This window comes from Nocardia sp. NPDC003345, assembly GCF_053589395.1.
On sequence record NZ_JBSFRU010000550.1, the window covers coordinates 1 to 2071 of the forward strand.

General features: G+C 68.0%; 2 protein-coding genes. One reads left to right on the plus strand and one right to left on the minus strand.

The genetic code is table 11. The annotated features are described in order from the left end of the window. The coding region (locus tag ACWDU1_RS31880; RefSeq protein ID WP_450004136.1) for a PucR family transcriptional regulator at positions 1-717 on the plus strand (717 nt) is incomplete at its 5' end. Positions 718-748: 31 nt separating this feature from the next. Here the strand turns inward: ACWDU1_RS31880 and ACWDU1_RS31885 are convergent. After that, on the minus strand, positions 749-2068 hold the full coding sequence (locus ACWDU1_RS31885) for an ABC1 kinase family protein (RefSeq protein ID WP_450004137.1): 1320 nt from the start codon (positions 2066-2068) through the stop codon (positions 749-751). Positions 2069-2071: the final 3 nt, after the last annotated feature.

A 2071-nucleotide genomic window follows, 5' to 3' on the forward strand; every position in this document is an offset into this window, starting at 1 on the left:
ATGGCCCGGGCGCTGTTGACGGGGCGCAGCAGTGCCCGGATCGCCCGGGAGTCCGGTGTGCCGGTCGCCGACGAATACACGGTGCTCGCCGTCGCGGCGGGCCCCGGCGACCGGTACGTCCTGTCCTTCACGGCAGTGCTGTCCATTCGCTGCGGGCAGCCGGTACCCGCACTGCTCGGTCCCGCCGGGGGCACCATTCTGGTGCCCGGTGCGGCCGGTGCCTCGGATGAGCTGGCCGATCTCGCGGCCGGAACGCCACTGGTCCTCGCCGCGACCACGGCCGCGCGTGACCGGATCCCGGTCGCGGCCGGTATCGCGCACGAACTTCTCGAGATGGTGTGCCGGATCTATGCGCGACCCGGGCTATACCGCTTCGACGACCTCGCCCTCGAATACCAGCTCACCCGCCCGGGACCGGGTCGCGATCGGCTCGCGGCCCTGCTCGATCCGGTCTCTTGCCATCCGGAGCTGATGTCGACGCTGCGAGTTCATCTGCACAACGACCTCAACCGCCGCCGCACCTCCCGGATGCTGCATATCCATGAGAACACCGTCGACTACCGGCTCAAACGGATAGGGCAGCTCGCCGGGCTCGATATCACCCGGGCCGATACTCTGTGGCAGCTCCGGGCGGCCTTGGTCGCCCGCAGCTATGCGGTGCCGGCGGCCCGATTCGTACCGGCCACCGATCTGGTCACCGGCTCCGCCGCCACATAGCGATCCCGCCGAGTGTGTGAGCCCGGGACGCTCAGGCGCTGTCGCGCTCTTCGCGGAAACCGGGCAGCCAGGTCGCCGCCAGCGCCATGAACGGCACCTCGGCGTCGAGCTGGGCGCAGATCCCGATGGATCCGCCGAGAACCCGGAAGATCATGACGTATTCGCCCGGCAGCATCATCGCGCGGGCGGTCTTCATCTCCGGGGAGGAGTAGTCGGTGGCCTTTCCGGCCACGCGCTGCATCCAGCGCCGGGTGAAATGGAAGGATTCGGATCGGATCGGATCGGTGAAGGGACGCAGATAGTCCGCGATCTCCTGCTCGGTGAGGTTACGTCCCGGCAGTACCCAGCCGTTGGCATGCAGGAGTTCGGTGAGCTCGCCGTATTCCTCGGCCACCGCGAGCGCGAGGATACGGCCCAGCAGCTCCGGAAAACCACCCGGCAACGGCGCGCAGGCACCGTAATCGATCACTGCCAGCTTGCCTTCCGGAGTGATCATGAAATTGCCGGGATGCGGATCGGCGTGTAGCAGACCGGCGGTCTCCGGCGCCGAGAAGTGGAACCGGCCCAGCAGCCCCGCGACCCGGTTGCGCAATACCCGGGTGCCCTCCGGATCCGCCTGGCCGGCGGCGATGATCGCGGAAACCGGTGTGCCGTCGAGCCATTCGCTGACGATCACCTTCGGCGCGCTGGCCACCACCTTGGGGATCACGAATTCCGGATGACCCTCGTAGGCTTTGCTGAACGCGCGCTGATTGGCGGCCTCGTTGCGATAGTCCAGCTCTTCCTCGGTGCGTTCGGTGATCTCGGCGAGCAGCGGTTTCACATCGGCGCCGGGAATGACCTTCGCGAACAGCCCGGTCATCCGGTTGAGTGTGCGCAGATCGGCGCGAAGTGCCTCGTCCGCGCCGGGGTACTGGACCTTCACCGCGACGGGACGGCCGTCGGACCACACCGCCTTGTGGACCTGGCCGATACTGGCCGACGCGGCCGGGGTGTCGTCGAAGGATTCGAACCGTTTGCGCCAGTCGGTGCCGAGTTGCTGATCGAGCACCCGGTGCACGGTCGCCGCGGGCATGGGCGGCGCGGCGGCCTGCAGTTTGGTGAGCGCCTCGCGGTAGTGCTCGCCGAACTCCTCGGGGACGGCGGCCTCCATCACACTCAGCGCCTGACCGAACTTCATCGCGCCGCCCTTGAGCTCGCCCAGAACGCTGAACAGCTGCTCGGCGGCCTTCTGGTTCAGCTCGGTGCTGATCTCCTTGCGATCGCCCCCGGCGAGCTTCTTACCGAAGCCCACCGCCGCACGGCCGGCGACCCCGAGGGGAATCTTGGCCAACTTCGCATTGCGGGACATGGG